This is a genomic window from Nocardioides dubius (assembly GCF_039528155.1).
Taxonomy (GTDB): domain Bacteria; phylum Actinomycetota; class Actinomycetes; order Propionibacteriales; family Nocardioidaceae; genus Nocardioides; species Nocardioides dubius.
Window position 1 is genome coordinate 44,446 of the sequence record NZ_BAAALG010000010.1, and the last position, 4,095, is coordinate 48,540.

General features: G+C 69.5%; 2 protein-coding genes. One reads left to right on the forward strand and one right to left on the reverse strand.

Annotation, left to right across the window (positions count from 1 at the left end; translation table 11 throughout):
- The coding region (locus tag ABD151_RS12560) for an FAD-dependent oxidoreductase (protein WP_343994832.1) at positions 1–506 on the reverse strand (506 nt) is incomplete at its 3' end.
- A 314-nt stretch (positions 507–820) separates the two neighbouring features.
- Here ABD151_RS12560 and ileS point away from each other — a divergent pair.
- Positions 821–4,090, forward strand: a complete 3,270-nt coding sequence (gene ileS, locus ABD151_RS12565; protein ID WP_343994834.1) for an isoleucine--tRNA ligase — start codon at positions 821–823, stop codon at positions 4,088–4,090.
- Positions 4,091–4,095 lie beyond the last annotated feature (5 nt).

A 4,095-nucleotide genomic window follows, 5' to 3' on the forward strand; every position in this document is an offset into this window, starting at 1 on the left:
CGCCCGGGGGCCGGGGCGGCGGCGGCCGCCTCCAGCCCGATCCAGCCGCCGCCGACCACGACCAGGCGGCTCTCGGCGCCGATCGCCGCATCGAGTGCGTCGGAGTCCTCCAGAGTGCGCAGCACCCGCACGCCCTCGGCGTCCGCTCCCGGCAGGTCGGGCAGCCGGGGCCGCGATCCGGTGGCCAGCGCCAGCTTCGAGAAGCTGAGCTCGGTGCCGTCGGAGAGGGCCAGCCGGTGGCCGTCGGGGTCGAGCACCACGGCGGAGACCCCGAGTCGCAGGGTCACGTCGTGCTCGGTGAACCAGGCGGCGTCCAGCGGCGTGAACTCGGCCAGCGGGGTGCCCTTGAGCAGATGGTCCTTGGAGAGCGGCGGCCGCTCGTAGGGGAGATGCGGCTCGGCGCCGACCAGTGTGAGCGGGCCCTGGTGGCCCTCCTCGCGCAGTGCCTCGACGGTCTTCGCGCCGGCGAGTCCACCGCCGACGACGATGATGCCCGGATCAGTCATCGTGCCTCCTTCGTGAGAAAGGTGGGTCTGCAAGCGACGCTACGCCGGGTCTGGTGAGAGCAAAACCGATTCGCAGGGCGAGCCGGGGGCGCGGTACCCTGGCACGTAGAGACGTCTGAGCCGTCATCAGCGGCGAGTCTCCGGAAGAACGGCATCGCGAGGTGCTCAGTAGAACCGGACGGGTGGGGCCCGTGACAGCCTTCATGAAGCGGTCGCCGGAGTCTCGGCGGCAAGCGAGGTGGTACCGCGGTCCGGTTCTCGGATCGTCCTCGTGGCAATGACCCGAGGCAGCACGTACCACCAGGAGAGCACCGATGACCTATCCGAAGGTCTCCACGTCCGGTTCAGACGGCGTCCCGTCCAGCCCGCGCTTCCCGCAGATCGAGGAGCAGGTGCTCGCGTACTGGGGCGCGGACGGCACCTTCTCGGCGTCGGTCGAGGCACGTGACGGCGGCGCCGACGGCTCGAACGAGTTCGTCTTCTACGACGGCCCGCCGTTCGCCAACGGCCTGCCGCACTACGGCCACCTGCTCACCGGCTACGTCAAGGACATCGTGCCGCGCTTCCAGACCATGCGCGGCAAGCGCGTGGAGCGCCGCTTCGGCTGGGACACCCACGGTCTCCCGGCGGAGCTGGAAGCGATGCGCCTCAACGACATCAAGACCACCGACGAGATCGTCGAGATGGGCATCGACAAGTTCAACGACGCCTGCCGTGCCTCGGTGCTCAAGTACTCCGGCGAGTGGCAGCGCTACGTCACCCGCCAGGCCCGCTGGGTCGACTTCGACAACGACTACAAGACCATGAACCCCGAGTTCATGGAGTCGGTGATCTGGGCCTTCAAGCAGCTCTTCGACAAGGGCTACGTCTACGAGGGCTTCCGGGTCCTGCCGTACTGCTGGAACGACGAGACGCCGCTGTCGAACCACGAGCTGCGGATGGACGACGACGTCTACAAGAGCCGCCAGGACCCGGCGGTCACCGTCGGCTTCACCCTGGAGAGCACCGGTGAGGACGCCGTCCTGGACGGCGCCAAGGCGCTGATCTGGACCACGACGCCGTGGACCCTGCCCTCCAACCTGGCGATCATGGTCGGCTCCGAGATCGACTACGTGGTGGTCGAGGCGCCGGTGCCCGGCCGTGAGGGCGCAAGCGCCAAGTACCTGCTGGCCGAGGCGCTGCTGGGCAAGTACGCCCGCGAGCTGGCGGACGCCGACGGCGAGTTCCAGGTGCTCGGGCGCTACCGCGGTGCCGACCTGCTGGGCCGTCGCTACACGCCGCCGTTCGGCTACTACCTCGGTCACGAGAACGCGTTCCGGATCGTCGCCGCCGACGACGCCGTGACCACCACCGACGGTACCGGCCTGGTGCACTCCGCCGGCGCCTTCGGCGAGGTCGACAAGGAGGTCACCGACCGCGAGGGCATCGAGGCGGTGATGCCGGTCGGCAAGGACGGCACCTTCACCCACCCGGTGGCCGAGTACGCCGGGATGCTGGTCTTCGACGCCAACCCGCACGTGATCGACCACCTCAAGGCAGCCACCCGTGGCGAGGCCGCGCACGGCAGCGTCACCGACGGCACCGTGCTGCTGCGCCGCGAGACCTACGAGCACTCCTACCCGCACTGCTGGCGCTGCCGCGAACCCCTGATCTACAAGGGCGTCTCGTCCTGGTTCGTCGAGGTGACCGCGTTCAAGGACGCGATGCTCGCCAACAACCAGCAGATCAACTGGGTGCCCGAGCACATCAAGGAGGGCCAGTTCGGCAAGTGGCTGGCGAACGCCCGCGACTGGTCGATCACCCGCAACCGGTTCTGGGGCTCGCCGGTGCCGGTCTGGAAGTCCGACGACCCCGCGTACCCGCGCGTCGACGTCTACGGCTCGTTCGAGGAGATCGAGCGTGACTTCGGCACGCTGCCGACCAACGCCGCCGGTGAGCGCGACCTGCACCGCCCGTGGGTCGACGAGCTGACCCGTCCCAACCCGGACGACCCGACCGGGAAGTCGACGATGCGCCGCGTCACCGACGTCCTCGACGTCTGGTTCGACTCGGGCTCGATGAGCTTCGCGCAGAACCACTACCCGTTCGAGAACCAGGACTGGTTCGACGGAACGGCGCAGAAGAAGGGCCACTTCCCGGGCGACTTCATCGTCGAGTACATCGGGCAGACCCGCGGCTGGTTCTACACGCTGCACGTGCTGGCCACCGGCATCTTCGACAAGCCGGCCTTCAAGAACTGCATCAGCCACGGCATCGTGCTGGGCAGCGACGGGCAGAAGATGAGCAAGTCGCTGCGCAACTACCCGGACGTCTCCGAGGTCTTCGACCGCGACGGCGCCGACGCGATGCGCTGGTTCCTGATGTCCAGCCCGATCCTGCGCGGCGGCAACCTGGTGGTCACCGAGCAGGGCATCCGCGACTCGGTGCGCCAGGTGCTGATCCCGCTGTGGAACACCTGGTACTTCTTCTCGCTCTACGCCAACGCGGCCGGCTACACCGCCGAGCGCCGTACGGACTCGAGCCACCCGATGGACCGGTACCTGCTGGCCAAGACCCGTGAGCTCGTCGCCGAGGTGACCGAGCAGCAGGAGGCCTTCGACATCGCGGGTGCGTGTGAGTCGACGCGCCAGTTCCTCGACGTGCTGACCAACTGGTACGTGCGCCGCTCGCGCGAGCGGTTCTGGGCGGCTGACGTCTCCGACGGCAACGTGGCGCCCGAGACCAAGGACGCCTTCGACACCCTCTACACGGTGCTGGAGACCCTGCTCCGGGTGGCGGCGCCGCTGCTGCCGCTGGTGTCGGAGGAGATCTGGCGCGGCCTGACCGGCGGTCGCTCGGTGCACCTGACCGACTGGCCCACCTTGGACGAGCTCCCGGCCGACGACGACCTGGTCGCCGCGATGGACCTGGTCCGCGACGTCTGCTCGGCGGGCTCCGCGCTGCGCAAGGCGGCCAACCTGCGCAACCGGCTGCCGCTGGCCGCGCTGACCGTGGTCGCCCCCGGCACCTCGGTGAGCGGCTTCGAGGCGCTGGTCGCCGACGAGCTGAACCTCAAGCAGGTCAAGGTACTGGACCCCGAGTCGGACGAGGCGGCCGCCTACGCGGTGGAGCAGAAGCTCACCGTCAACGCGCGTGCCGCGGGGCCGCGGCTGGGCAAGGACGTCCAGCTCGCGATCAAGGGCTCCAAGAGAGGCGACTGGTCGGTGGACGCCGACGGCGTGGTCACCGCGGGCGGCCTGGCGCTGGTCGAGGGGGAGTACACCCTGGAGACGGTGGCCGGAGCCGGTACCGAGGGCGTGGCCACCGGCATCCTGCCGGGCGGCGGCTTCGTGGTGCTCGACGTCGTCGTCACCGAGGAGCTGGAGCGCGAGGGTGTCGCCCGCGACCTGATCCGGGCGGTGCAGCAGGCCCGCAAGGACGCCGGCCTGGAGGTCGCCGACCGGATCGCACTGAGCATCACCGGTGAGGACGACGTCCAGGCCGCGGTCGCCTCCTTCGGCGACCTGATCGCCAGCGAGACGCTGGCCGCGAGCCTCGAGGTGCAGCCGGGTGACGCGCTGGAGATCAAGGTCCAGGCGCTCTGATCATG

Excerpts from the sequence above, each read along its gene's own strand:
- ileS (WP_343994834.1), top strand. The coding sequence starts at position 821 with ATGACCTATCCGAAGGTCTCCACGTCCGGTTCAGACGGCGTCCCGTCC.